A 26,582-nucleotide genomic window follows, 5' to 3' on the forward strand; every position below is an offset into this window, starting at 1 on the left:
TTTTTGCGCTTATCTGCGTCCGGAATTTTTGCTGGATACCGTGAACCGGTTTATGATGTGCTGATTTCCTCACCAGAAAAAGTTCCGGCAAAAAATTATCATTTAATATATTATTTACACTTGATTTTTCCATGAAAAAAAACCTGCTCATGCTTGTCTGCTCCGCACTGGCTGTTCAATCCGGCATTGCTGCCGATGCCCCGAAGGGACCTGTGAATACAGGGCGGCTTGCTGCGACCAGCACCAAAGCGAATCCTCTGCTGGCGGCAAGCCGTCTGCCATATGGTTTTCCTGAATTTGACAAAATCCGCAATGAGCATTTCGCACCTGCATTTGAAATTGGCTTAAAGCAACACAGCGCAGAAATCCGCCAGATCGCGGAAAACAAAGTCAGCCCGTCATTTGAAAACACCATCGTTGCGCTGGAACGTTCCGGTCGCTTGCTGACACGGGTGGAATCCATCTTCTCGAATCTGACGGCAACCAACACCAATCCGGTGCTGGAGCAATTATCCGTAGAACTGGCACCGAAGCTGTCTGCGCATCAGGATCAGATCACCTTAAACGGCAAACTGTTTGAACGTATCGCCGCGCTGTATCAGCAACGCGAACAATTGGGGCTGGACGCTGAATCTCTGCGTTTGCTGGAGCGTTATTACACCGACTTCGTACGCGCCGGTGCAAAACTGAATGCGGAACAAAAAGAAAAACTGAAGTCCCTGAACAGCCAGCTGGCAACGCTGGGCACCCGCTTCAGCCAGAACGTGCTGAAAGAAACCAACGCGTCTGCGCTGGTGGTGGATACCCGTGAAGAACTGAAAGGCTTGTCTGATTCTGAAATCCAGACTGCCGCTGCGACTGCTAAAAGCCGCGGACTGGATGGCAAATTCGTCATTCCTCTGATGAACACCACCGGCCAGCCTTTGCTGGCAACGCTGGAAAACCGCCAGACCCGTCAGCGTCTGTACGAAGCTTCCGTGAATCGTGGCAGCCACGGCGGCAGCTTTGATAACCGTCAGGTGGCGATTGATCTGGCAAAACTGCGTGCCGAACGTGCGCAATTACTGGGTTATCCGAATTACGCAGCCTATGGTCTGCAATCTGAAACGGCAAAAACACCGGAAGCTGTCAACAATATGCTGGGCCAGCTGGCACCGGCAGCGGTGAAAAATGCCCGTGCAGAAGCTGCAGAACTGCAAAAACTGATCGATGCGCAACAGGGTGGTTTTCAGCTGGCAGCCTGGGACTGGGCGTATTACACCGAGCAGTTACGTAAAGCACGCTATGCTTTCGATGACAGTCAGCTGCGTCCGTATTTCGAGCTGAACAATGTGCTGGAAAACGGTGTGTTCTTTGCCGCGACCAAGCTGTACGGCATCACCTTCAAAGAGCGCAAAGACTTACCGGTCTACCATCCGAGCGTCCGCGTATATGAAATTTCTGACCGCGACGGCAAACCGATGGCGCTGTTCATCGCAGACATGTATGCCCGCGACAGCAAACGCGGTGGCGCGTGGATGAACAGTTACGCCGAACAAGCCGATCTGTTTGGTTATAAGCCGATTATTGCGAACCATCTCAATATTCCGCAGCCACCGGCAGGCGAAGCAACACTGCTGACCATGGATGAAGTACGTACTGCCTTCCACGAATTCGGTCATGCACTGCACGGTTTGTTCTCGAAAGTCCGTTATCCGCGCTTCTCCGGCACCAATGTACCGCGTGACTTTGTAGAATACCCTTCGCAAGTCAATGAAATGTGGGCGACCTGGCCGGAAGTGCTGACCAATTACGCCAAGCATTATCAGAGCGGGCAAGTGATTCCGCAAAACCTGCTGGATAAAGTCAGTGCTGCCTCGCGCTTCAATCAGGGGTTTGCAACTACGGAATACATCGCAGCCTCGCTGCTGGATCAGCGCTGGCATCAGATCAGCGCCGATGCCATTCCTTCGGATGCACTGGCGTTTGAACAGCAGGCACTGAAGCAAATGGGCGCGGATTTCGCACCGGTGCCACCACGCTACCGCACCACTTATTTCTCGCACATTTTCGGCGGCGGCTATTCTGCCGGCTATTACGCCTATCTGTGGAGTGAAGTGCTGGATGCCGACACGGTCGAATGGTTCAAGGAAAACGGTGGCCTGACCCGTAAAAACGGTGACTGGTTCCGTGAAAAACTGTTGTCACGCGGTGGCAGCATCGACCCGATGGAATCATTCCGTCAGTTCCGTGGACGTGATCCGAAAATCCAGCCATTGCTGGAACGCCGCGGTCTGCAATAAGCCGCGCGCTGCGCCGCAGATGCGCAGTGAAAAGGCAAGCAAGGGAGAGCAAATGCTCTCCCTTTTTATTTTCAGCAGCCATCCGGCGATGCTGCCCTCTCCCGCTCGCCAACACCGGCAAGTCAGCCTTCACCCTCTGGTAACGGACAACACAACACCCGTCATTATGCAGCTATCCGCATTTGCATTTTACGGAGAGCCGGACTTTCTGCCGACGACTGCCGGATCGCTATGCCAGAATCCGCATTCAGGGCTTTTTGGGACCTGAAAATGGCCATTCATGCTGCCAGCAGCGCTTGTCCCGCCACCAGCGAAACACAAGTACGCCTAACCGCAATACAGCCCCGCAAAGGCACACAACAGCCCGCTGGGCTTTTTTTCGATGCGGACAAGGGTTTTTCTACTGAGTCGCAGAAGCAAGCTGAAAAGGCGGCTTTGATGAACTGATCACGGACTTGTCTGCAAAAAGCAAAACGCCCGGCAGATACCGGGCGTTTCCACTGATCCTGCAGCATCGCACCGGCTATACCAGTGCAATGCCATTCACCGGATTACTCCAGTTTCCAGACGAAATCCACTTTCGTCCACATTTGCTCTGCTTTGCCGTCTTTCGTACCCGGCTTGAATTTACACTGGCTCAGTGCCTGCAGCGCAGCTTTGTCCAGACTCTTGGAGCCACTGCTTTTGTCAACGCGTGACTCAGACACTTTACCGTCAGTACCCACCAGAAAACCCATGGTGACAGTACCTGTTTCTTCATTCATCAGCGCCGCTTTCGGATATTTCGGCGGATCGCAGGATTTGTTATCCATCACTGGCGACGTTTCCGCTGCCATAACAGAACCTGCAGCAACCAGTAATAAAGCTGAGAGTATGGAAGAGAGCATCGGTTTCATGATTCAGTTCTTTTCGTTAGCCATCAATCAAGTCAGGAAGGAATTACAGCTCAGAACTCTTCCCATTCATCATCTGCCTGCGCTTTTTTCGCAGCCGGCTTTGCCGCTGGCAGAGACCTTACAGTATCCGCCTTTGCCTTCGGACGAACAACAGGTTCTGCACGGCGTGTTGCGCTTGCAACAGACGGTGCCGGTGTACGGATCTGATGATCCGCAGCGCCCAGTTTAAACACGCTGACCACTTTCGCCAGTTCAGCGGCCTGATCCTGCAGACTTTGCGCAGCGGCTGCTGCTTCTTCCACCAGTGCCGCATTTTGCTGAGTCACACCATCCATCTCAATAATGGCATGGTTAACCTGTTCAATACCTGCGCTTTGCTCCTGACTCGCTGCAGTAATTTCCGCAATGATGTCTGTCACATGTTTAACGCTGCTGACAACCTGATCAATCGTCACACCGGCTTGTCCAACCAGTTTAGTACCGACTTCGACTTTCTCAACCGATGTATCGATCAGCGTCTTAATTTCTTTTGCCGCTGCTGCACTGCGTTGTGCCAGACTGCGGACTTCCGCCGCCACCACAGCAAATCCGCGACCTTGCTCACCGGCACGCGCAGCTTCCACCGCTGCGTTCAGCGCCAGAATATTGGTCTGGAACGCAATGCCGTCGATCACACTGATGATATCAACAATCTTTTTAGACGATTCGTTGATCGAGCCCATGGTTTCAACCACTTCAGCCACCACAACACCGCCCTGACGCGCCACTTCAGATGCCGAAGCAGCCAGCTGATTCGCTTCGCGTGCATTGTCCGCATTCTGTTTCACAGTGGAAGTCAGTTCGCGCATGGAAGATGTGGTTTTTTCCAGCGAGCTTGCCTGCTGTTCAGTGCGGGAAGACAAATCCAGGTTACCGGTGGCGATTTCGCTGGACGCGGTCGCGATGGTATCCGTACCCATACGAACCTGCGCAACGATATTCACCAGACTGTCGCGCATTTTTTTCATTTCGAAAATCAGGCTGCCCTGGTCGTTGTGCGCAACTTCGATCGGTGCAGTCAGTTCACCTGCAGCAATCTGGCCAGCAATTTGTGCTGCATATTCAGGTTCGCCGCCCAGCTGTTTCAGCAGACTGCGGCTGATCACATAAGCAGCTACTGCGCCACCGGCTACAGCCAGTGCGCCGAGAATCAGCATCATGATCGTGGCAGATTTGAATTCAGCACTGGCTTGTTCCGCCACGCTGGTGTTCAGTTTATCTTCCAGATCCACCAGCTCATCCAGAGAATCCAGCCACGCCTGCTGCACAGGACGCACTTTTTTGATCAGGGTGATGGTCGCAACTTCCGGATTATTTGCCAGCCCCAGTTCCTGGGCTTTTGCCGGCAGGGATGCAGCTGCAGATTCTTTTTCCTTCAGCTTATCCAGCAAGGCTTTCTTTTCCGGATGCGAAGAACCTTCGTTCTGAATCAGCTTGATCAGCTTATCGTTCGCTTCCGCGTATTTTTTGGTCTGATCTGCAATTTTTGCCAGATCTTTTTCCATGTCAGCAGCGTCATTCAGCAGCGTCAGGTTGCGCAGAGAGACCATGCGGTCATACACAATCGCGCGCATATCAATCGCGAGACGTGTCTCAACGTTACTGACATTCACAATGCGCTCCAGACGTCCCTGAATCTGGGACATACGCATAATGCCAACCACTGTCACTGCTACCAGAAAAGCTAATACCAGAGCAAATCCAAGCCCCAGACGCTTACTCACCGTCATATTCGAGAAATTCATGTACTTGACTGTTATGAAATAAGTTAAAACAAAATCCCGCTACCAAAGCGCGGTTGCTTACCATCGCTTTGTGTAAAACGCTATACCTGCAGAATAGGTTTTATATTGCGCTACCGGGAACAAGCAGAAATTGACAGGTACAGGTTGGAAATATACTTTAATTTTGCTCAACAGCAACGGGTTTTTCGGAAATTTCAACTGCTTTTACTTCTTTTCACAGAATATTGCCTTGCTGAATTTTCTGGCAGCGCATCATTAATAAAAAGAGATTTCCAAAACACAACAAAACATTTCGCTGCGAGCCGGAACTTCACAAAATTTAATTTGCAGACATGGCGCTTTTCAGGCATCTGCACACGGTTCACCGGACGATTGATAGCCTCTATCATATATTTGATATAGCGCAATCTTTTCAGGATGTTAGTCTTCCGTTATGAATAGTGCATTTCTGTCAGCAGTGCGCATACACAACACATTTCATCCGGAGTTGCGATGTCCGCCCCGATTCGGTTTTTCCATGCCAGCCAGTTACATACCGTCTCTGATCAGCCGGTAACCCGTACCCTATTACAATATCTGAGAGAAGACTCCCATTGCACTTCAGTCAAGGAAGGTTGTGCAGAAGGAGACTGCGGTGCCTGCACCGTGGTGGTCGGGGAACTCAGAAACGGCGCACTGCAGATGCGCTCCGCGAACGCCTGCCTGCTACCGCTGGCGTCGTTGCATGGCAAAGCCGTTTTCACGGCTGATCAGCTGGGCAGCCGCGAAGCGCCGCATCCGTTACAGGAAGCGATGGTCAGCTGTCACGGCTCGCAATGCGGATTCTGCACGCCGGGTTTCATGATGTCGATGTGGAGCATCTACCTGCAACGCGCAGACCGGGGAACACCGGCTACGCGCCCCGAAATTCAGCGCGCCTTGTCGGGAAATCTGTGCCGCTGTACAGGATACCGCCCGATTATTGATGCAATGCAAGTCGCAGAAAGCATGCCGGAGCGGTCATTTGACCGGCAAGCGCTGGCGACCAGGCTTGCTGGCATCGCGGAAGAAGATCACTTTCATTACAGCGCGCAACAGCAACACTGGCATGCACCGCGGACGCTGGATACCTTGTTAACGCTGCGCAAGGACATGCCGGATGCAACGCTGATCGCTGGCTCTACGGATATCGGCTTATGGATTACCAAGCAATTCCGCGCACTCGGCGATTTTATTTCCGTCGCAAACGTTGATGTTTTACATCAGTGCTGCCGCAAAGAAGACGAAATACAGATAGGCGCAGCAGTTTCTGTCGAACAGGCTTACCGTACCTGCCTGGATGAATATCCGGAACTGGCTGAGCTGGCCGACCGTTTTGCTTCTTTGCCAGTCAGAAATGCCGGTACGCTGGGCGGAAATATCGCCAACGGTTCGCCGATCGGAGACTCGATGCCATGGCTGATCGCATTAGGTGCCCGCATCGAACTCGCGAGTATTAACGGAACACGACAAATTCCGCTGGAAGCGTTTTATACCGGTTACCGGCAAAAAGATTTGCGTCCGGAAGAAGTCGTCACCCGGATTCTGATTCCGCTACGCGCAAAAGACCGTTTATTCCGGGTTTGGAAAATTTCCAAACGTATTGATCAGGACATTTCAGCAGTTTGTATCGCTCTTTCCGCAACACTGGCCGACGGACATTTGCATGATGTACGGATCGGCGCCGGTGGCGTCGCCGCAATTCCGGCACGGGCGCGACAGACCGAAGCTGTCATCGAAGGCAAGTTGTGGGACCAGGCAACACTGGAACAAGCCTGCACTGCCATTACCGATGAGTTCAGCCCGATTTCCGATATGCGGGCAAGTGCTGCTTATCGCCGTCAGTTGTGTGCAAATCTGCTCAGAAGATTCTGGCTGGAAACCAGTCCGTTTTCGGAAGCAAAAGACGCCGCATTGTCACTGACTGCCTATGCAGCCGCAGGAGAGCAGCAATGAACGACAACATGAATAAACCCGTGTTAGCTCAGCGTGTGCATGAATCGGCATGGGCGCATGTCAGCGGAACAGCCATTTACACCGACGATATTCCTGAGTTACACGGAACACTGCATGCGGCACTTGGACTGTCGCCGTATGCCCATGCGCGCCTCAGGCACATTGATCTGAGCAAAGTAAAAGCCAGTCCCGGTGTAATCGCTGTTTTTACCGCGGACGATATTCCCGGCGAGAACCAGTGCGGGCCAATTATTAAAGATGATCCGGTACTGGCCGACGGCGTACTGCAATACGCAGGTCAGCCTGTCTTTATTGTGGTTGCTGAAAGCCATGAACTGGCGCGCAAGGCGGCCCGGCTTGCCATTTTCGATGTTGAGGTACTGCCGGCAAACCTGAATCCCCGGGAAGCAGCAGCACAGGGGCAACTGGTGATTCCACCCATGCATTTGCAGCGCGGAGATGCAGAAACCCGCCTGACATCAGCACCGCATCGCATTCAGGGGCAATGGCAGGTTGGCGGGCAGGAACAGTTTTATCTGGAAGGGCAGATTGCCTATGCGTTACCGGGTGAATCCGGAAATATGCAGGTTTATTGCTCCACCCAGCATCCCAGCGAAATGCAGCACGTGGTTGCGCATGCATTACATATCGGCAGCCATCAGGTACAAGTCGTTTGTCGCCGTATGGGTGGCGGATTTGGCGGAAAAGAATCACAGTCTGCGTTATGGGCGGCCTCTGCAGCAATTGCTGCGGCGCGCCTGAAACGACCAGTCAAACTGCGCGCTGACCGCGATGATGACATGCTGGTCACCGGCAAGCGTCATGACTTTTATTATGACTACGATGCCGGATTTGATGAAAACGGCCGCTTACTGGGCTTATCTGTTCAAATGATCAGCCGCGCCGGCTTTTCTGCCGATCTCTCCGGCCCGGTCGCAACCCGCGCAGTCTGCCATCTGGATAATGCCTATTACCTGTCCGACGTCGATATCCGTGCGCTGTGTGCCAGAACCAATACGCAGTCGAATACTGCCTTCCGCGGCTTTGGCGGCCCTCAGGGCGCGCTGCTGATTGAATATCTGATGGACGATATTGCCCGACATCTCGGAAAAGATCCTTTCGATGTGCGGCGACATAACTTTTATGATCCTGATCCATCACAGGAACGCTGCGTCACCCATTATGGTCAGCCAGTCGCAGATAATATTCTAAAACCGCTGTCCGAACAGTTGTATCAGAATGCGGATTATCAAACCCGAAAAGCGGCGATTCAGGCATTTAACCGCCAGAGCCCCGTACTGAAAAAAGGACTTGCGCTGACCCCGGTGAAATTCGGCATTGCGTTCAATGTCACTCATCTGAATCAGGCTGGCGGGCTGGTACATATTTATCTGGATGGCACGGTGCTGGTGAATCACGGTGGCACAGAAATGGGACAGGGTATTCACACCAAGATTCTGCAGGTGGTTGCCCACGAGCTCGGAATTAGCGCCGATAAAGTGCATATTGCCGCAACAGATACCGGCAAAATCGCCAACACTTCTGCAACCGCTGCATCAACTGGCACAGATCTGAATGGAAAAGCTGTACAGGACGCCGCAATTCAGTTGCGCAATCGTCTGACCGCGCTGGCTGCACAACTGTCCGGCAGTGCGGAAGCAGACGTGGTGTTTTCGGAGAATGTTGTGAGTACTGGCAACTGGATGATGCCGTTCAGTGAACTCGTTCAGAAAGCTTACCTGCAACGAATTCAGCTCTGGTCCGACGGTTTCTATGCCACTCCGGGGATACACTGGAATTCCGCAAAAATGCAGGGTAGCCCGTTCCAGTATTTTGCTTACGGTGCAGCATTGTCAGAAGTCATTGTCGACACACTGACCGGTGAATGGAAATTGCTGGCGGCAGATCTGCTGTACGATGCGGGGCAATCTCTGAACCCTGCGATTGATCAGGGACAGGTGGAAGGTGGCTTCATTCAGGGAATGGGATGGCTGACGATGGAAGAGCTGGTCTGGAATCAGGATGGCAAGCTAAGCACGCACGCGCCATCTACCTATAAAATTCCGGCTGTTTCCGATTGCCCGGCACGTTTTAACACCCACCTGTTCAATAATATCAATGCAGCAGAGACGATACACCGCTCAAAAGCGGTCGGTGAACCGCCGCTACTGCTGGCATTTTCCGTATTTTTTGCAATCAGAGATGCGATTGCCGGTATCAATCCGGGCTACAGAGGGAATGTTCCTTTGTCTGCACCGGCAACACCGGAAGCGATTCTGAATGCAGTTCAAACTATGCAATCCACACTGACACAATGATGAATGTTACTCAGGCCTTTCGCGGCAGTATTTTGTATTTCACCGGTGATCCGCAATGTGATGATCAGGCCGTTGTCTGGCATGAAGATGGCTTGTTACTGTTGAATGGTGAAACGATTGTCGCCAGTGGTGCCTACGCCAGTCTGAGAGATAAGTTACCCGAACATATCAGCCTTACTGACTACAGTGGCAAACTGATTATGCCCGGGTTTGTTGATACCCATGTGCATTATCCGCAGACAGATATTATTGCATCGCCCGCAGAAGGATTATTACCCTGGCTGGAAACGTACACCTTCCCCGCAGAAAGTCAGTTTGGCGACCATGAATACGCACAGGAAGTAGCTGCATTTTTTCTCGATGAGTTACTGAAAAACGGTACCACCACTGCAATGGTCTACAGTACGGTACACAAAGAATCTGCAGATGCGTTTTTTGGTATCAGTCACCAGCGTAATTTACGTATGGTGACGGGCAAAGTATTAATGGACCGCAACTGCCCTGACTATCTGCAGGATACCGCTGAAAGCGGTGCACGTGACAGCGAAGATCTGATCAGAAAATGGCATGGCAGGGGACGTCAGTTATACGCGCTGACGCCGCGTTTTGCACCTTGCTCAACAAACGAGCAACTTGGACTGACCGGTGAACTGGCACGTCAGTATCCGGATACCTTTATTCAAACCCATGTCGCAGAAAATAAAGATGAATGCGCATGGGCCCGCAGCCTGTTTCCGTCAGCACGCAGCTATCTGGATATTTACGATCAGTTCGGGCTGATGCGTGAGCGTGCGATGTATGCACACTGTATCTGGCTGGATGAAACGGATACCCGGCGCATGGCCGAAACCGGCTCCGCCATTTCGGTATGCCCGACATCAAATTTGTTTCTGGGCAGCGGACTATTTGATTTCAGCAGTGCAGAGCAGCATCAGGTCCGACTGAGTATAGCAACAGATGTTGGTGGGGGCACTTCATTTTCCATGCTGCAAACCATGAATGAAATGCATAAAGTGGCGCGCATGGGTGGATATCATCTGAATGCATTGCGCATGTTTTACTATGCAACACTGGGCGGTGCAAAAGCCATGCAACTCGAACATCAGATCGGTACACTGCAAGCGGGTACCGAAGCAGATTTCATCGTTCTGAATCCGAAAGCGACACAATTACTCAGCCGCCGAACCGAAAATGCAGATTCATTGGAAGAAATGTTATTTGCAATTGCCATGCTGGGCGACGACCGGACGATTGAAGCCACTTACGCTGCCGGCATACGTCAGAAATAAACTCAGAAAATAATTATTCTGATTAATAAATAAAAAGGCTGCATCATTTCTGATGCAACCTTTTATTATTTCAGATCAAAATTCTGATCAGAAACGGTAGTTACCAGTCAGATAAATCTGACGGCCAAGCGCACTGGCGTATCGTGCATCATAGCCAATCTGATTACCGCCACCTTGCGTACGAATTGAGAATGGAGGATCGACATTGAACATATTTTTGACCCCAGCAGTCAGTGTCAGTGCTTTGTTAAACTGGTAGCGAGTCTGCCAGTCAAATGTGATGAACGGGCTCACATCGCGCTGGATTTTAACGTCGTTGCCATATGTTCCATCCGGGTTCATTTCTTTAACCCAGTTTTCCATATCGTGATAGCCAGATTTGTAGTTCATCGCCAGTGTGTGACTGAACTGACCATTTTGCTTCCAGGTTGTTGCCAGTCTGGAAATGATACGGAACACAACATTGTTATATGAATCAAAACGACCTACAGAACTCTCAAGTGTCTGACCAGGCAATGCATAGTCAGAATTCAGCATGTAAGTACCTGTCCAGTTGACAGTGAATTCACCAATACCTGTTTTCGCTTTATAGCTGTGATCCCAGTCCAGACCTTTATTGTAAGATTCAGCCAGGTTTTGAGTAGGCAGTAAGACTGCAATTTTCTTACGGCCACTGTTTTGGTCATCAATTACCTGAATCAGACTGCTGTATCGGGAAGGATCACCAAATACCATTGTTTCCGGCAAATCTGCCAACTGGTCTTTAATCTTCACCATCCACAGATCCATACCAAGCGACAGGCTGGATGTTGGCTCAACACGAAGCCCCAGAGTATATTGAGTCGACTTTTCTGGTTTCAGTGCATTCGCGCCGGTCAGCGCATTACCGCCAGACAACAGATCATACTGTGTTCGGCCTTTACAATATTGCGCACGCGGATCTGGTGCCTGAACAGGACATGGGTAAGCACCGGAAGTTACACCGTTATACTTCACCGGATCGGCGATACTGGTCATAGGCGCTACCTTAAAACCGGTTGCATAAGAGCCACGCAGCATCAGTGCATCAACAGGACGATAGGAAGCACCAATTTTATAGGTTGCTTTTGATTGCGCTTCACCTTGCTCCGCCGTACCAATCAGCTTCTTAGTTGCGTCAAAGACCGAATTATTGGTTACAGCAGAATAGCTGTCGTACCGTGCCGAAGTTGTAATATCCAGATTTTTTAAGACCGGAATAAATAATTCACCGAAAGTACCCCAGTTTTTACGCGATGCATCCGCTGGCAATGCACCGGCAGAGTCGCCTAAAGGTGAATCAGTGAAATCAGGCTGCTGCGGATTTTTGCCCTGATGAATTGCACTAGGGGCATAGACATAAGTCTGACGGCTAAAGTCAGCACCTGCACCAAATTGTACTGAACCAGCATTAACTTTGAACAATTCGCCGGAACCGCGTACGCTGACTGTGTCCAGTTTTACCTTAGTGACATCTTCAGTTTCATGTAAAACTGCCGGTGCCAGAATTGCAGATGAACTACCTGCGGCGGCAAACGGATCAAATGCTTTCGCTGCCAACAATGCGTTGTAGCGAACCTTGCTCATAAAACCACCAGCGTATTCAGAAGTATTTTTATTTTCTGAATGTACATATGAAACCGTGTAGTCAATATTACGGAATGATCCGTTGACGCCAATTGCGATGTGACGAGAGTCTGCAATATAGTTTCTGGTACGGCCTCCCGCATCCACGAAACGCATATTCATGCCAGCATCGGCAATATCTTCTGGTTTCAGGTTGTACTGAGCAAGGTATGGCAACACATTATTTTTGTACAGATCGCTATTCATATCCATACCGATAAACTGTGCTGCCGGCGCATAACGTGCCTTCATGTTATATCGTGATGCAACAGCTTCTGCAAACAGTGTCGTATCTTCGTTTAATTTATAGTTCAGGGAACCAAAAAAACTGTCACGTTTTGAGGATGGTTGCAGCATTACTGTGCCGGCATAATCGAACCAGCAAGACTCTGTAGAAGCATCCTTTACTAAAAAGGTGTTGGGGCCGCATTTTTTTTCGCGTGCATAATTTGGTGAAAATTCGAAATAACCACCATTTTTCAAATCCAAGCCTACAGATGCAGGGCTGGTATTGATTGCACCCTGGTACATAGAGTGCAATTTCCCATTATGCATAAACTTCGCCAGACCCGTTTTCCCGAACGCGCGCTGAGATGCATTCAACTCTTTTACTTCGTCATGCGCATAGGACAGCAAAACGTTATAGCCGTTTTCTTCCAGATTACCAAAACCTTTGGAGATAGAAGCGTTATAGCTTTGACCACCGCCTTGCGTCGTACCATTGTAAGTTGCATCGATCACGGCATCGGTTTGATTTTTCTTCAGGACAAAGTTCACCACACCTGCGATGGCGTCAGAACCATACAAAGCAGAAGCACCGTCTGTCAGTACTTCAACACGCTCCACTGCAGACATCGGAATGCTCGCCAGATTCACACTGCTACCAGAACCGAAAGGTGCCATACGACGACCATTCAGCAATACCAGCGTATAGCTTTCACCGATTCCATGCACCGATGCTGTCTGTACACCACCACCACTACCATTTACCGATGAAGAGGAGGCTGTAAAACCCTGCATTGCTGGCAAGTTCTGAATCAGGTCCTCAACGGTTTTTGCGCCTGTTTTCTGGATTTCTGCATTGCTCAGGGTTTGCACCGGCAACGCACCTTCTTTAGCGATACGCTTAATTGAGGAGCCCAGAATTTCTACTTTCTGCACTTCTTCTCCATAGGCTACTGTACTGGTCAGACCAGTAACCAATAAACCACTAGCGCACAAAACGCGCACAGTCTTAGCTAACTTCTTTTCGATCATTACTTATCTCCGGATTAGGTCATGTGACAGCTGCAAGATCTGCCACTAATTTCCACAATATATATTTTCAATATATTTGCAAGATATTTATGAGATCATCCGATTAGCATTTGTGTCAATATGTAAATTTTAAGATCCGCTTAAATACAACGGTTTTACGGCTTATTGAGCCTTTACTGTTGATCGATATAACTTCCTACCCCAGATATAGGCACTGAAGATTGCCAAAAACTCGCGGATCTTTAGCAAGAAGAAAGACGATCAAACTTCTGATTAAATACAGAGAATCAGTGAGAACTACAAAAATCCGACTGTCGCCCTACGGAGAACATGAAAGAAAATGGGGATACAGCAGGCTTACAGTCACTGTGAGGATGATGAAAAAGATGCAAAATTTCGATTTAGGTGCAGTAGTAACCTAACTCTCCAGAAGATGCGAACGTAAATCCATTGGGGGTGTTTGCATCTAATAAACAAGAAGATTTATCACGGGCCATTTGAATAAAAATCAAATTAATCAGCACTTTCCCGAAAAGTGTACTGACCAAATAGGCAACCAAAAGCTACGCCATCGGCTTCCAAAAAATTCAAAAAATCGCTACCTATCGCACTGAGCGTGTCAAACCACCGAGTAAAACGTCTACTCAGATTTTGCATTATCCTCGAGCAGACCTTATCGCGTTAAGGTCAAAATAATGGTTCCCCTGCTTCCGAAGCAATATAAACTTTGTCGATGCGACCACTTTTCTGTGAGGTGGTGACGGCCCACCTGGTATCGCGTTGCTTAATAACCTGAATCAAGAAAGATAATACCGCGTCTACTATTGCATCATAATCGTAGAAAGCGAAACGGATTTTTACGTCCCAACACAAGGGTTCATCACCTATTTCAGCTAGAAAACAAAAAGCCCCGCGTAGAAACACGGGGCTTTTTTCAAGTTCAGGCAAGAGCAACAACATATTGCCGCTCTTACCCAATTTCGCTCTGATGGATCAGAACTTGTGGTGATACTCAATGCGCAGTTTAGCCGAGCGTGGTGCAGCATACGCACGAACACGGTTGTAGCTCGCCTGGAGTGAGCCATCGCCACCGTCGAACTCTTCTTCACGTGTCAACTGAACCTGATTGTTGGTAACGTTGTAAACATCCAAACCAACAACCAGTCCTTTAGCAAACTGAGGTTTGTAGGTCAGGCTAAGGTCCAGACGTTTTTCCCATGGCATGCGACCCAGCGAACCACGTGGATTAGCCTTGCCATCACACCAGCCAAAATAAGAATTACCGTAACCAGTACCGCCGTAATCAGCACCCCATGGGCTCTTCAGGCCTTGCTCCGCATCCCCATCGGTACCAATACAAGATTTCGGACGACCAGATTGCAGCAGCAGGTTAGCACCCAATGTCCACTCACTGTTGAACTCATAGAAACCAAATGCCTTGATCTGATGTGTACGATCGTTTGGTAACAAGCCGTTAGCAAAGGTCATGAATTCCGGGAAATCCCACAGTGCTGTCGTACCAACGTCAGTTTGACCGGTATCCGAATTAGTCTGGCCTTCCATGTTACCCTTGGAGCGAGACCAAGTGTAATTCACTTTGCCATACCAATGATTGCGGAAAGGATGCTCTGCAAACAGGTCGACTGCTGTATACGTACGCTCTACTTTCGGGAAACCCATTTCTTTAGCTGTGAATGTGACCCAGCGACCCTGTCCAGGAATCACAGCACCGGTTGCATCATGACCATCCACCCAGATTGTGGCATCTTCCCCCGGATTGAAAATAAAGCATGGGCCGTAGTAACCACCATTAGCAGGAGTCTCACCACCCATAAACAGCTGAGGTAAACCCACTCGCTTGGAATAAGCCATTATTCCACGCATGTCGCAATTATCGTCGATACCTGCGCCGAGTTTGCGATAAGTTAGTTTTGCCCCCAGATTCAGACTTGGACTCATAGCGCGCTCAAAGCCCAGAGTAATTTCATCCTGGAAGTTTGGTTTCAGGTTTTTTGAAGCAACAGAACGCGGATCTTTCGCCTGATTGAATTCACCGTCCGGAGATGCTGGCGTATTAATAGGATTCAAGCCAGTTGGCTGGCCTTTATTGTCAATACCAGTGTAAGTGAAATCCTGACGAAGATAAGTAGAGCGGCTGGCAGCACGAGCAGCTACCTGTGTTGGCAACTGCAGGTAATAGCGACCGAGGCTACCGAATACCTTCATAGAAGAATCGCCATTCACATTCCAGGAAGCCGCCAGTCGTGGCGCCAGCTGATTTTTCATGTCGATGAACTTCTCACCATCACCATTCGAGTTGCTGTACTGATCATTACGCAAACCGCCAACAATCAGCAAATCTTTGGTTGCCTGCCAACGGTCTTCGATATACTGCGCCGATTGAGAAGATTTTGCATTTGTAATACTGCTGAATTCAAATTTTTGAACATAATATCCCTGTGGACCAAATCCGCCAAAGTTACCAACGACGCCCAAACGGCTATTAGACAAAGCTACGGGACTAAACTCTTGGCCGATCGGCACTTTTTTGTACGCCCAGTTGCCACCACCAGCGCGGAATACCCCTGCGTTCATTGCTTCGAGTTCGTTTTTGTCCAGACCACCACGGATCGTGTGGTCACCGAGCTTGTATTCCAGATCGAAACGGAAGGATTTAACAGTATCGTCGCCGGGTTTGGTAATATTTCCCGAGTATTTCTGATAATTTGTGTACAAACTCTTATCAAGAGTAGGTACGCGCGTCGACGGTGAAGAAGTGATCGACAGCAATGGCGCATTCACGTCGTAATCCTGATAGGACACATCGCGTTTAGCTTTTAGTACGCCATACAATGTGGTCAGCGTCAGGTTGTCGGTCAGCTGGCCAATGTATTTGAGCGCATTTGAACTGGATCCGGTCGAACCTGCGTTTTTCTGGTCGATTTGATTGTATAAAACGTTGTTGTGAGTGAGTGTCTTATCATCAAAACCAAAACGCTGAATGCGCTCTTTAGTATTATCACCCAGCGAGGTCAGCTCCAGACGATGATCATCAGTCAGATTCCAGTCGAATTTGGCCAGATAACGGATATTGTCACCGCGCGTATTGAACCAACCATCACGGCTCAGAGTTGTACTGTCCGTGTTATCGGGGCGCTCGTAGTCCGTTACTGTGCGATCAACCGCGACAAACATGAACAACTTATCCTTAATCAATGGACCGCCTACGTAGGCACCATATTGCTGCTCATCGACTGTGGATACACTCAGCTTACGATACAAAGTGCCATCAGTTTTTACGTTATTAGGATTGCCTGTCTTGTCGTAATAAATATCTAATGGCGTAGCACGCAAAGCGTTCGGTGACACGCTGTAGGTTGCTCCGGCTTCCCAGTTATTCGTACCGCTCTTGGTGGTTACGTTCATAACACCACCAATCGAACGTCCGAATTCGGCACCAAAGCCACCAGTGATCACGGAGACCTGTGCAATTGCGCCGAATGGCAACTGTGACGAACCCAGTTGGGTAAGCGGATTAGTTACTGGTAAGCCATTGATGTAAAACGAGTTTTCAGACACGCCACCACCACCGAAACTGGTTGCGTTACCGTAGGCTGAATCGCCACGTGTGGTATTCGGAGCCAGCAATGCGACCGAGCTGAGGTCTGTTTTTACTGGCATTCTGGCCAGCTCTTTGGCACTGAACACGGCGCCGTTGTTAGTGTTAGATACATCAATACGTGTACGTGCAGCTGTCACCTGAACAGTTTGTGCTGCTGCCGCAAATGATACGTTAACACCCTGACCAGCAATGACATCGGTTTCGTCCGTACGATCAACATTTCCATTACGAACCAGTTGTACTTTATAGTGGCCAATCGGCAATGCGGTAGCCTGGTAGCGACCCGATGCATCCGGGGTCACTGTTCGCTTGGCACCAGTCTCGGTATTTAAGATAACGACCGATGCACCAGAAGAATTATCGATTTGGCCATAAATAATACCTGCAGCCGTCGACTGTGCCATTACTTCCGGCACAAATCCGACAGTTGCAGCACCGACGCCAAATGCCACCATTAAGGCACGGGCAACCAGTGTCTTTTTAAACACAAGATTTTTTTTAGACATGTGAGTTCCTAAGTATCCAATTCAACATTGCAGCCGGAAATGAAGAATATTTCGTCATCCGGCAGCTTGTTTTTGTGAGTCTGTTAACGTTCCGGAATCTTTTGCTCCGGTAACGTTGCTTCAGTACTTACTACACCTCGTTCAATATTTCCGGTTCATCAGTTTTTGTGCGTTTGCACGATTTTGTTTTTTTACAGAAACAAACTTTTGTTTGTGCTGCAAATTAACGTTCCGAAAAATATTACCCATCATGGAAACATTTCAACATAGTCAGTGTCAATGAAGGGATTTAGCGGATTCCCTTAAATACAACACTTCAAAATGCTACAAAAACCGCATAAAAAATCAATGCTTCTATTTTGTGCAGAGCAATATTTAATTCCACTCAGAACAAGTTTTCTCGCATATATTTGGTCAAATTTAAGAAATCTGCACAATTTCCGAATTTCATTCTTATTCAGCTTGTTCTTTTCGATGTTTGTATTCTTTTGCAAAAACACAACATCATATTAATACCCACTTAACAGCACTGTTTTGGTGCATTCATGCAACAGCTTGTTGTTTTTTGGTGCGCAATGGTCAACAACAAGGTCTCGGGAAACTGAAGTCAACTGATTAAGCCAATATTTATTTTCAGATTACTAAGCCACGAACACGCTGGCCGGACATTCTCCTGTTACACAAGAAACAATGCTTACGTGCAAGCAGATTCGTGTAAAAGATATGCGTCAGAAGAGTTGCCTGATCCGCTGATCTTCAGGCGGAAGTGGGATTGAAGAGTCAGGCCTGCTCAATGCTGATAAGGCCTGCGACGCGGAAAATTGTCTGGTCTGATCTCCGTACAGATCGCACTGTTAAAAGATACACACAACAACAGCGCGGCACGGCTTGTGTCTGGCAGCATCAGAAAACACGCGTCCTTATGCAATTTTCGTCATTCGGTAAAAACGGACGTCCGGACTTTCTGCCGTGGAGCGGGCAGGTGCTGTGCTGAACGCCGCATTTCGGGTGTTTTTGAGCCAAAAACCGGCAGGTAACGGCACGACTGGGCTGTGAGAGTCACCGGGACAAGTCAGGAGATGACGTTTGTGAACCGCAGATTTTTAAGCGAACGCTGCAATTTGCAGGTGGAACGCATGCTGCGATACCGGGATAGCAGTGCCCGGACAGGAGAAGGGGAAAAAGAAAAGCACCGCGCTCTGTTCTGATTGCGGTGCTATTGCGGGTCAGGCTTTGCTGCGGAACAGCAGCGCTGCGAGGCAGCTGTGAAGACTTATTTTGCGGCTTCTTCTGCCGGCGCTTCTTTGACTTCCGGCTCTTTGAATTTTGCGCCACCGGCATTGGCCAGGTGAACGACTGCACGTGCCACTTCCACGTCGCTGAGATCCGCATTACCGCCTTTGGCCGGCATTGCGCGGATACCTTTGATGGCGTGGTCCAGCAGCGTATCGTAGCCTTGTGCAATACGGGCAGACCATGCACCGGCATCACCGAACTTCGGCGCACCAGCCGCACCGGTATCGTGGCAGGCAGAGCACACCATTTTGTAGACCGCGTCGCCAGCCATCAGCACTTTCGGGCCGCTGGCATCTTTGAAGGTATAGCCTTCATCCGCAACCGGTTGAATACGGTTTGCCACAGCTTCCGGCGACAAGGCACTGGAACCTGCCGGTTCTTTTTTACCGTTGGAGACAAACTGCACCAGCAGCATGATGGCGATGATGGGAACCAGGAAACCGGCAAGCACAGCGACAATCAGTTGTTTCGGGGTTTTGATCACGGATTCGTGTTGGTCGTGCGCGTCGCTCATAAATTCCTCATCAGATAATTTGAATTAAACAGTCAGATTGTTCTCATTCTCGGGCAGCTTTCACAAGCCGCAGGGTGGCGTCTGATTATAGAACTAATAAAATTCAATGGGAATGTGAGTGAATCTGAGCTGAAACAAGAAACCTGCACTTTATATAGCCGAAAAGAAAATTTCTTTAAGCGGATAGCATCGGCAAAATCGAATTTCGGGTAGAATACTGCGCTTGTTCTGCAGCGCGCCAGTAGCTCAGTTGGATAGAGTACAGCCCTCCGAAGGCTGGGGTCGCACGTTCGATTCGTGTCTGGCGCGCCACAATCTGTCTGTCATTCCCTCCCGCAATAATCTCTCCGGTTTTCTCTTCTGCTGCTGTCAAATAACGACAGTTCGTCGGCATTGTCATCGCCATTACACCATCGGAGCATACAATCAGCGGCATGCGCTGCTTCTCTTTATCATCCCTTTCACCGGCCTTGCTCTGTTTGTCCGTCCTGCTGTTCTGCAATACAGCCGGTGCCACGCAACTGCAGGTGCTGACAGAAAATCTGCCGCCGCTGAACTATCAGGAAAACGGCGTTGCGCAGGGCTACACCACAGAGCTGGTTCAAGCCGTGCTGAAGCAGGCGGATGTACAAGCTGACATTCAGTTTATGCCCTGGGTTCGCGCCTATCAGCAAGCCCTGTCGCAGCCGAATACCCTGATTTTTTCTGTGACGCGTACCCCTGAACGGGAAACGCAGTTTGAGTGGATCGGCCCCGTATCGCCGCGCCTCATCTATTTGTACAAATTACGCAGCCGTAACGATATCGTGGTCAAAACGCTGGCGGACTGTACCCGTTACCGCATCGGCGCAGTGCGGGAAATGGCATCGACCAAAGCCTTCGCCAAAGAAGCGGGGCTGACTGAAGCGCAGATGGAACTGGCACCCAGCGTGGAATCGAATTTCCGGAAGTTTCTGCTGGGGCGTGCAGATCTGGTCATTTCGCAGGACTGGAGCGCGGCTTTCATGATGAAATCGCTGCAACGCAAGCCGGATGAACTGGAGCCGGTTCTACTGCTGGAACAAAGCCACCAGTATTTTCTGGCGCTGAATAAACAGAGTGATCCAGCACTGGTGCAAAAGCTGAAACAGGCATTTGAAAAAGTGCAGCAATCGGGATTGCCGGAAAAACTGCGCAATAAATACATGCGCTGACCACACCCGGTCTGCCTAAAACAAAGGCATCTGCCCTTGCGGCAATTTATCCTGCAAACGCACACCCAGACCAATCAGGCGTACCGGACGGTTGCGACGGGCAAAACCTGTTTGCAGCAATTCCTGATACTGCTGCAAATCCGGTGCACTACCCACGCATTCCACAGTGGTGACTTTGAAATCTGAGAAACGCAGCTTGATATACAGCTTATGCACTTGCGGCAAGGCCTGACAACGCTCAGCACGCGCAATCAGCGCCTCGTACAACACCAGTAATTCCTGCAGGCAACTGGTGATATCCGGCAAATCTTCCGCATAGGTTTCTTCTACGCTCACCGATTTACGTTCGCTGTCCGGCTCCACTGCACGCTCATCCTGACCACGCGACAGCAGATACAGGCTGCGGCCCATTTTGCCGAATTGCTGCAGCAACTCCGGCAGACTGCGGGTGCGCAAATCCGCGCAGGTGCGGATGCCCAGCTGATGCAAACGCGCCGCTGTGACTTTGCCGACACCGAACAGGCGTTCCACCGGCAAATCTGCCACAAACGCGTCGACCTGCGCCGGCAAAATCACAAACATGCCATCGGGCTTTTGCCAGTCACTGGCAATCTTGGCGAGAAACTTATTCGGCGCGACACCAGCAGACACCGTCACGCCCACTTCATCCCTTACCCGCTGACGGATTTCCTGTGCAATACGGGTGGCACTGCCTTGCAGACGTTCGCAGGCACTGACATCCAGATACGCTTCATCCAGTGATAATGGTTCCACCAGCGCGGTGTAGTCGCGGTAAATCGCCATGATCTGCCGCGATACAGCGCGGTATTTTTCCATCGCAGGCGGCAGGATCAGTAATTCCGGACAGCGCCGCACTGCCTGCGACATCGGCATCGCCGAACGGATGCCGAAGGCGCGTGCTTCGTAATTGCAGGTGGCAACCACGCCGCGCTGATCAGGCTTGCCGCCGATCGCCAGCGGACGACCGCGCAATGAAGGATCATCCCGTATTTCAACCGATGCATAAAAGCAGTCGCAATCGCAGTGGATAATCTTTTTCAATGCGGACTTTCGGAAACTCTTTAAGAAACTGTGTATTTATACAGTATTTTATGCAGATTTCCTGTCCGGCGGCAATGCGCAGGATCAGAACTTGCAGGCAAACTTTTCCGGCTTGTGGCACTATGCACAACGAAACCGGCACAGACCAGCTGTGACCGCATCCATCATCTGCCAGGAAAGGGATTCACATGAAAAAACGTCATTTTTTAGCGACTATCGTCAGCGCAGGTTTGTTACTCAGCTCCGGTCTGAGTCTGGCAGCCGGTACACCTTATGATGAAACAGCAGATGCCCCTGCAGCTGTTGCACAGGCACGCAAACAAGCGGCGGCAGAACAGAAAAATGTGCTGGTGATTTTCGGTGCGAACTGGTGCAAGGATTGTCTGGAACTGGATAAATCCATGCATGGCAAAAGTGCGGAACTGATCAGCAAAAAATTTGTACTGGTCAAAGTGGATGTCGGCCAGTTTGATAAAAACAAAGATCTGGCAGAAGCCTATGGCAACCCGATCAAAAAGGGGATTCCGGCAGCCGTGGTACTGAAACCGGACAATACCGTGCTGTTTGCTTCCAAAGGCGGTGAATTGTCAAACGCACGCCGTATGAGCGAACAAGGCGTGTACGACTTCTTTAACCAGATCGTCAGCAAGTAAGCTTCCTCACTGGCAATTCAGCCGCCTGACGGCGGCGGTACTCTGCCGGACTGATGCTGTGTACACGCTGAAAAGCGCGGCGGAAGCTGCGCTCATCGGCATAGCCCAGTAAACCGGCAATGTCCTCACTGCCGCGCCCTTCCGCCAGTGCTGTTCTGGCTTTCTGCATACGGATCAGCTCAGTCTGATTCGCAAAGCGCACACCTTCACGTGCCAGCGCACGGTGGAATGCCCGCTCACTCATATGCACCTGATTCGCGACCTGTGCCGCCGTCATCACATCCCAGTGTTCTGCACTGATGCGTTGTAACAGCGTTGGTTTTTGCACGCCATCCAGTTGCCGGATCGCCATTTCACAACGCGCTCTGGCCTGCGTACCGGCAATACCTGGCGCAGCCTGCACTGCCTGCATCGCGACCGATGACGGTAATACGATACGGTTGTCATCCGCGCCGAACACAATACGGCAACCGAATACCTGCGCCAGCGCCGATTGTTCACTCAGATGGGTGCAGCGCAATTCCAGCCGCAGCGGTGCAATTGCGGCCCCGCCAAGCTGACGTGCCGTCATCAGTGCCGTTGTCAGATGGTCGAGCGCCAGAAAATCTTCCAGTTCAGGATCAGCAAACAAAGGCTGGGCGCTGATCAGCAAATGTTGTCCGCTGACAGCAGCAGTCAGACCGGTCATGGCTCCTGCCACGCGCTGAAACTGCATCGCAAACTGTAAGGCTTCACCCAGCGTTGCCTGCGCCAGCAAACCTTCGGCCAGATAACTCAGTTGCGGCAATGCTTTGCGGCTGCCAGACCACAGCGCAAGTCCACGTCCGTGGCGGACTTGCAGCATAGTGAGCACTTCCCTCGCCTGCTGATAACTGATCCTCTCTGCCGCATTTCCGGCTTCGGACGGCAATTGAAACTGCCAGCCCTGTTCACGCGACAAAGCCTGCAAGCCGGCAAAGGCGTGCACGGGAAATACCGGATCGCTGACAGAAAGCCACGGGGCAAGGCTGGGCATGATGCTGAAATTGGCAGAAATTGTCCTGTTTCTGGCCACATCCGGCCAGTAAGATCAGACACTACACGCGAGACCGGCGCACAGCAAGCCGGCTGCATGCAAACTGCAACAGGAGACAAAATGGACGCATGTGATTATCTGGTAATAGGAGGCGGTTCCGGCGGTTGCGCGGTTGCCGGGCGGCTCAGTGAAGATTCCGCGACGCAAGTCGCGGTGCTGGAAGCCGGTGGCAACGGTAACAGCTGGATCGTGAATACGCCTGCGGCGGTCATCGGCATGCTGCCTACCCGCATTAATAACTGGGCATTTGAAACCGTGCCGCAAGCCGGTCTGAATGGCAGACGCGGTTATCAGCCGCGCGGCAAAATGCTCGGCGGTTCTTCCGGCCTGAATGCGATGGTGTATATCCGGGGCCATCGCCGGGATTACGATCACTGGGCAGCGCTGGGGAATGAAGGCTGGTCGTTTGACGAAGTACTGCCCTACTTCATCCGCTCTGAAAATAATCAGCGTCTGGGCGATGCCTTCCACGGACAATCCGGCCCGCTGCATGTCAGCGATCTGGTCAGCGACAATCCGTTCCAGCAGCATTTTGTGCAGGCAGCGCGCGAAGCGGGTTTTCCGCTGAATGATGATTTCAACGGTGCAGAACAGGAAGGTCTGGGTGTGTATCAGGTCACCCAGTATCAGGGCCAGCGCTGGACGGCAGCCCATGCTTATCTGCGGCCGCATCTGCAACAGCGCCGCAATTTGCGGGTGGAAACCGGCTGCACCGTAACCCGTATTCTGTTTGAAAACCAGCGCGCTACCGGTGTGGAATATCTGCAAAACGGTCAGCGCAAAATCCTGAAAGCGCGGCGCGAAGTCATTCTCGCTGCCGGTGCATTTCAGACGCCGCAATTACTGCAACTCTCCGGTATTGGTGATGCCGCGCAACTGCAGGCTATGGGTATTCCGGTACAGCAACACTTGCCGGGTGTGGGCGAAAACCTGCAGGATCATCCGGATTTCGTGTTCCAGTACCGCTCCCGCAGTCTGGATTTACTCGGCATCTCGGCCGGTGGCACGGTCAGGCTGGCGAAAGAAGCGCTGCGTTATCAGCGCGAACGGCGCGGTTTGCTGAGTTCCAACGGTGCGGAATCCGGTGGATTTCTGAAAACCGATGCAGCCCTGCCCGCACCCGATATCCAGCTGCATTTTGTGATTGCGATGCTGGATGACCATGCGCGTAAGCTGCATACCGGCCACGGTTTCTCCTGCCACATGTGTTTGCTGCGTCCGAAAAGCCGTGGCAGCGTGCGACTGCAAAGCAAAGATCCGCTGGCAGCGCCACTGATCGATCCGGCATTTCTGGCAGAAGAAGAGGATCTGGAAGCGATGGTCAAAGGTTTCCGGCTCACGCAAAAACTGATGCAGGCACCATCTCTACGTGCATGGGCAGACAAAGATCTGCGAACCGCCAATGCGGACAGCGATGAAGCCATCCGCGCTTTGCTGCGCGCGCATACCGATACCGTGTATCACCCGGTGGGTACTTGCCGTATGGGACGCGATGCGATGGCGGTGGTCGATCCGCAGTTACGGGTGCATGGCATCCAGGGCTTGCGAATTGCTGATGCCTCGGTGATGCCAACACTGATCGGCGGCAACACCAATGCCCCGACCATGATGATCGGGGAAAAGCTGGCAGATTTACTGAAAACCGGTCACTGAGCAGCGACTTTCGCTTCCGGCAGTACCGGTGCCGGAAGTGCCGGTCTGGCGCGTTCAAACGCCGCGCCCAGTTGCAGTAAGCGATGTTCTGTCCACGCACCTGCGAAGAAAGACAGGCCCACCGGCAAACCACGCACCAGCCCCATCGGCACTGTCAGATGCGGATAACCGGCAACCGCTGCCGGTGTGCTGGCACTGCCTTCGATCACATCGCCGTTGGCATAATCAATCGGCCATGCGGGCCCTGTGGTCGGGGCGATCAGCGCATCCAGTTGATGGCGCTTTACCAGCGCATCAATGCCCTGTTTACCCGCCAGACGTTTGGCGCGTGCCAGTGCTTGCCGGTAGGCTGGATCACGCAAGCCTGCTGTAGCCTGCGCCTGCTCCATCAAATCCTGGGTAAAGTGCGGCATCACTTTTGCCGCATTCTGCTGATTAAAAGCAATCACATCCGCCATGCTGCGCGGTTTCACAGCAGATGGTGTGGTCGCCAGATAGGCATTCAGATCCGCTTTGAAATCGGTCAGCAATACCGGCAACTCATCTTTTTCGATGGCTTCCATATGCGGCATTTCCACCGGCACCAGTACCGCGCCCTGTGCTCTGAGCAGGCTCAGAGTTTGCTCGAACAGGGATTTGGTATCGGCGTCATAACCCTGCGACAGATTGGTCACGATACCGAGCCGCTTGCCTTTCAGCGTGGCTTTATCCAGTCCTTTGGTGTAATCCGCACTGCGGCGGCGGTCAGCCTGACGTGTCACCGGATCCTGCGGATCACTGCCTGCCATCGCATTGAGCAACAAAGCATTATCCAGCACCGTTAATGTCATCGGCCCTGCCGTATCCTGATTGTGACTGATCGGTACGATGCCGGTACGGCTGACCAGCCCTATGGTCGGCTTCAGCCCCACCAGACCATTCACCGAAGCCGGACACACCACCGAGCCATCCGTTTCCGTACCGATCGCAGCCGGAATCATACGCGCCGCCACCGCCGCGCCGGAACCGGAACTGGAACCGCAGGCGCTGCGCGCCGGATCATACGGATTACGCACCTGCGCACCGGCGCTGCTCCAGCCACTGGTGGAGCGGGTCGAGCGCAGATTGGCCCATTCACTGAGATTAGTTTTACCGGCGATGATCGCACCGGCTTTACGCAAACGCGCCACCACCGGCGCATCCTGCTGTTTCAGATTTTCTGCCAGCGCCAGCGAACCAGCTGTGGTAATCGTGCCTTGCGCATCGATATTATCTTTAATCAGCAAAGGCAAACCGGCCAGCGGCAGACTGAAATTTTTCTGCTGATCCGCCAGCAGCGCGGCTTGTTTTGCCTGCGGGTCCAGACTGATTACCGCACCGGTTTGCGGATTTTTTTGTGCGATTTGCTGTGTGTACCATTGCAGCAATTGCTGTGCGCTGAGGCTGCCGTTACGCAATGCCTGTTGTTGTTCCGCCAGTGTGGATGGTGGTGTTTGTGCTGCGGCATGGCCTGCCGTAAAAGCCATCAGTATCAGGCTGGCCAGTAAGCGGGTTTGCATACTTCCTCCGTTCAGAAATCAGCGAA

Annotated in this window: 17 protein-coding genes and 1 tRNA gene; 9 read left to right on the forward strand and 9 right to left on the reverse strand. The window is 51.3% G+C overall.

Annotated elements, in window-relative coordinates; genetic code table 11:
- The first annotated feature begins 131 nt into the window (after nucleotides 1-131).
- Together KDM89_RS18470 and KDM89_RS18475 are read left to right on the forward strand one after the other, a co-directional pair.
- On the forward strand, nucleotides 132-2,282 hold the full coding sequence (locus KDM89_RS18470; protein ID WP_230427972.1) for a M3 family metallopeptidase: 2,151 nt from the start codon (nucleotides 132-134) through the stop codon (nucleotides 2,280-2,282).
- Nucleotides 2,283-2,513: 231 nt separating this feature from the next.
- Nucleotides 2,514-2,729, forward strand: a complete 216-nt coding sequence (locus tag KDM89_RS18475) for a hypothetical protein (protein WP_212689403.1) — start codon at nucleotides 2,514-2,516, stop codon at nucleotides 2,727-2,729.
- A gap of 104 nt (nucleotides 2,730-2,833) precedes the next feature.
- Here KDM89_RS18475 and KDM89_RS18480 read toward each other — a convergent pair whose 3' ends face one another.
- Together KDM89_RS18480 and KDM89_RS18485 are read right to left on the reverse strand one after the other, a co-directional pair.
- Entirely contained in the window at nucleotides 2,834-3,178 is a 345-nt protein-coding gene (locus KDM89_RS18480) for an energy transducer TonB (protein WP_212689404.1), read from the reverse strand.
- 50 nt (nucleotides 3,179-3,228) lie between these two features.
- Nucleotides 3,229-4,962, reverse strand: coding sequence for a methyl-accepting chemotaxis protein (locus KDM89_RS18485; protein ID WP_212689405.1), 1,734 nt, complete (start codon nucleotides 4,960-4,962; stop codon nucleotides 3,229-3,231).
- A gap of 492 nt (nucleotides 4,963-5,454) precedes the next feature.
- On the opposite strand from KDM89_RS18485, the gene xdhA reads away from it, so the two are divergent.
- The 3 genes from xdhA to guaD are packed head-to-tail and all read left to right on the forward strand — an operon-like array spanning nucleotide 5,455 to nucleotide 10,543.
- Complete coding sequence (gene xdhA / locus KDM89_RS18490; protein ID WP_212689406.1) at nucleotides 5,455-6,936, forward strand: xanthine dehydrogenase small subunit; 1,482 nt, start codon at nucleotides 5,455-5,457, stop codon at nucleotides 6,934-6,936.
- Nucleotides 6,933-9,254: a xanthine dehydrogenase molybdopterin binding subunit gene (gene xdhB, locus KDM89_RS18495; RefSeq protein WP_212689407.1), complete on the forward strand. Its 2,322-nt coding sequence runs from the start codon at nucleotides 6,933-6,935 to the stop codon at nucleotides 9,252-9,254. Before xdhA ends, xdhB begins: the two co-directional genes overlap by 4 nt.
- Nucleotides 9,251-10,543 carry a guanine deaminase gene (gene guaD / locus KDM89_RS18500; protein WP_212689408.1) on the forward strand — a complete coding sequence of 431 codons (1,293 nt, stop codon included), beginning with the start codon at nucleotides 9,251-9,253 and terminating at the stop codon, nucleotides 10,541-10,543. The genes xdhB and guaD overlap by 4 nt, the downstream gene beginning before the upstream one ends.
- Nucleotides 10,544-10,630: 87 nt before the next feature.
- Here guaD and KDM89_RS18505 read toward each other — a convergent pair whose 3' ends face one another.
- The 4 genes from KDM89_RS18505 to KDM89_RS18520 form a co-directional block, all read right to left on the reverse strand.
- Nucleotides 10,631-13,444 (reverse strand): TonB-dependent receptor domain-containing protein, encoded by a 2,814-nt coding sequence (locus KDM89_RS18505; protein ID WP_212689409.1) that lies wholly within the window; start codon nucleotides 13,442-13,444, stop codon nucleotides 10,631-10,633.
- Between the two features lie 687 nt (nucleotides 13,445-14,131).
- Nucleotides 14,132-14,404, reverse strand: a complete 273-nt coding sequence (locus tag KDM89_RS18510; RefSeq protein ID WP_212689410.1) for a hypothetical protein — start codon at nucleotides 14,402-14,404, stop codon at nucleotides 14,132-14,134.
- A 33-nt stretch (nucleotides 14,405-14,437) separates the two neighbouring features.
- Nucleotides 14,438-17,572, reverse strand: coding sequence for a TonB-dependent receptor (locus tag KDM89_RS18515; RefSeq protein WP_212689411.1), 3,135 nt, complete (start codon nucleotides 17,570-17,572; stop codon nucleotides 14,438-14,440).
- Between the two features lie 1,273 nt (nucleotides 17,573-18,845).
- Nucleotides 18,846-19,382 carry a c-type cytochrome gene (locus tag KDM89_RS18520; RefSeq protein WP_212689412.1) on the reverse strand — a complete coding sequence of 179 codons (537 nt, stop codon included), beginning with the start codon at nucleotides 19,380-19,382 and terminating at the stop codon, nucleotides 18,846-18,848.
- A 235-nt stretch (nucleotides 19,383-19,617) separates the two neighbouring features.
- Between KDM89_RS18520 and KDM89_RS18525 the strand changes: the two genes are divergently transcribed.
- Nucleotides 19,618-19,694 (forward strand) — tRNA-Arg (locus KDM89_RS18525).
- A gap of 215 nt (nucleotides 19,695-19,909) precedes the next feature.
- Nucleotides 19,910-20,575 (forward strand): substrate-binding periplasmic protein, encoded by a 666-nt coding sequence (locus tag KDM89_RS18530; RefSeq protein ID WP_212689413.1) that lies wholly within the window; start codon nucleotides 19,910-19,912, stop codon nucleotides 20,573-20,575.
- Nucleotides 20,576-20,590: 15 nt separating this feature from the next.
- Here KDM89_RS18530 and dinB read toward each other — a convergent pair whose 3' ends face one another.
- Nucleotides 20,591-21,637: a DNA polymerase IV gene (gene dinB / locus KDM89_RS18535; RefSeq protein ID WP_212689414.1), complete on the reverse strand. Its 1,047-nt coding sequence runs from the start codon at nucleotides 21,635-21,637 to the stop codon at nucleotides 20,591-20,593.
- A 188-nt stretch (nucleotides 21,638-21,825) separates the two neighbouring features.
- Between dinB and KDM89_RS18540 the strand changes: the two genes are divergently transcribed.
- On the forward strand, nucleotides 21,826-22,290 hold the full coding sequence (locus tag KDM89_RS18540; RefSeq protein ID WP_212689415.1) for a thioredoxin family protein: 465 nt from the start codon (nucleotides 21,826-21,828) through the stop codon (nucleotides 22,288-22,290).
- Here KDM89_RS18540 and KDM89_RS18545 read toward each other — a convergent pair.
- Entirely contained in the window at nucleotides 22,280-23,305 is a 1,026-nt protein-coding gene (locus KDM89_RS18545; RefSeq protein WP_212689416.1) for an AraC family transcriptional regulator, read from the reverse strand. The genes KDM89_RS18540 and KDM89_RS18545 overlap by 11 nt on opposite strands.
- A 120-nt stretch (nucleotides 23,306-23,425) precedes the next feature.
- Here KDM89_RS18545 and KDM89_RS18550 point away from each other — a divergent pair, with 120 nt between their 5' ends.
- Nucleotides 23,426-25,018 (forward strand): GMC family oxidoreductase, encoded by a 1,593-nt coding sequence (locus KDM89_RS18550; RefSeq protein ID WP_212689417.1) that lies wholly within the window; start codon nucleotides 23,426-23,428, stop codon nucleotides 25,016-25,018.
- Here KDM89_RS18550 and KDM89_RS18555 read toward each other — a convergent pair.
- A complete protein-coding gene (locus KDM89_RS18555; RefSeq protein ID WP_212689418.1) occupies nucleotides 25,012-26,556 on the reverse strand; it encodes an amidase in 1,545 nt (514 codons plus the stop codon). The two genes, KDM89_RS18550 and KDM89_RS18555, sit on opposite strands and share 7 nt — an antisense overlap.
- Nucleotides 26,557-26,582 lie beyond the last annotated feature (26 nt).

The organism is Cognatundibacterium luofuense, from assembly GCF_018139685.1.
In the GTDB taxonomy this organism is placed as follows: Bacteria; Pseudomonadota; Gammaproteobacteria; order Burkholderiales; family Burkholderiaceae_D; genus Undibacterium; species Undibacterium luofuense.

What these genes read in the sequence shown, in the direction of transcription:
- KDM89_RS18550 (WP_212689417.1), top strand. Translation starts at nt 23,426, where the DNA reads ATGGACGCATGTGATTATCTGGTAATAGGAGGCGGTTCCGGCGGTTGC.
- KDM89_RS18475 (WP_212689403.1), top strand. Translation starts at nt 2,514, where the DNA reads ATGCCAGAATCCGCATTCAGGGCTTTTTGGGACCTGAAAATGGCCATT.
- KDM89_RS18470 (WP_230427972.1), top strand. Translation starts at nt 132, where the DNA reads ATGAAAAAAAACCTGCTCATGCTTGTCTGCTCCGCACTGGCTGTTCAA.
- KDM89_RS18505 (WP_212689409.1), bottom strand. Translation starts at nt 13,444, where the DNA reads ATGATCGAAAAGAAGTTAGCTAAGACTGTGCGCGTTTTGTGCGCTAGT.
- KDM89_RS18510 (WP_212689410.1), bottom strand. Translation starts at nt 14,404, where the DNA reads ATGTTGTTGCTCTTGCCTGAACTTGAAAAAAGCCCCGTGTTTCTACGC.
- KDM89_RS18485 (WP_212689405.1), bottom strand. Translation starts at nt 4,962, where the DNA reads ATGAATTTCTCGAATATGACGGTGAGTAAGCGTCTGGGGCTTGGATTT.
- xdhA (WP_212689406.1), top strand. Translation starts at nt 5,455, where the DNA reads ATGTCCGCCCCGATTCGGTTTTTCCATGCCAGCCAGTTACATACCGTC.
- KDM89_RS18540 (WP_212689415.1), top strand. Translation starts at nt 21,826, where the DNA reads ATGAAAAAACGTCATTTTTTAGCGACTATCGTCAGCGCAGGTTTGTTA.
- guaD (WP_212689408.1), top strand. Translation starts at nt 9,251, where the DNA reads ATGATGAATGTTACTCAGGCCTTTCGCGGCAGTATTTTGTATTTCACC.
- KDM89_RS18520 (WP_212689412.1), bottom strand. Translation starts at nt 19,382, where the DNA reads ATGAGCGACGCGCACGACCAACACGAATCCGTGATCAAAACCCCGAAA.
- xdhB (WP_212689407.1), top strand. Translation starts at nt 6,933, where the DNA reads ATGAACGACAACATGAATAAACCCGTGTTAGCTCAGCGTGTGCATGAA.
- KDM89_RS18545 (WP_212689416.1), bottom strand. Translation starts at nt 23,305, where the DNA reads ATGCCCAGCCTTGCCCCGTGGCTTTCTGTCAGCGATCCGGTATTTCCC.
- KDM89_RS18555 (WP_212689418.1), bottom strand. Translation starts at nt 26,556, where the DNA reads ATGCAAACCCGCTTACTGGCCAGCCTGATACTGATGGCTTTTACGGCA.
- KDM89_RS18480 (WP_212689404.1), bottom strand. Translation starts at nt 3,178, where the DNA reads ATGAAACCGATGCTCTCTTCCATACTCTCAGCTTTATTACTGGTTGCT.
- KDM89_RS18515 (WP_212689411.1), bottom strand. Translation starts at nt 17,572, where the DNA reads ATGTCTAAAAAAAATCTTGTGTTTAAAAAGACACTGGTTGCCCGTGCC.